At 62.5% G+C, this 352-nt stretch carries 1 protein-coding gene; it reads left to right on the forward strand.

Annotated features, from left to right (window positions below):
- Positions 1 to 11 precede the first annotated feature (11 nt).
- A partial coding sequence (locus CYJ76_RS11675; RefSeq protein WP_238138240.1) for a hypothetical protein occupies positions 12 to 352 on the forward strand: 341 nt, incomplete at its 3' end.

Genomic DNA, 352 nt, shown 5'->3' on the forward strand with positions numbered 1-352 from the left:
GGGTGAGCGACATGAAGATTCGGAAGACATGCCTAGCCGCCCTGTGCGCCCTGCCCCTCGCATTGACGGCGTGCGGATCCGACGACGGGGATAACAGCGGCGAGTCGAGTCAAGCGAACGAAGCAAATCAAGCTGACCAGCCTGAAGGAGCGATGTCCGAGGGGCCGGTCTACTCAACCCCGGCCAGCGAAGAAGACAAGCAGCAGATTATCGACCTGCTGCACGGGCTGAGCAACGGTGCCCGTCCCATGGACGAATACCTTCACTGGACCATTGACAACACCTGCCAAGCTGACATCGAACAGCAGGGCGGCGAGGAAGCCGCGCGCGAACAGGCCGACGCTTCCGCGGG

Source organism: Kytococcus schroeteri (genome assembly GCF_002847825.1).
Classification (GTDB): Bacteria; Actinomycetota; Actinomycetes; order Actinomycetales; family Dermatophilaceae; genus Kytococcus; species Kytococcus schroeteri.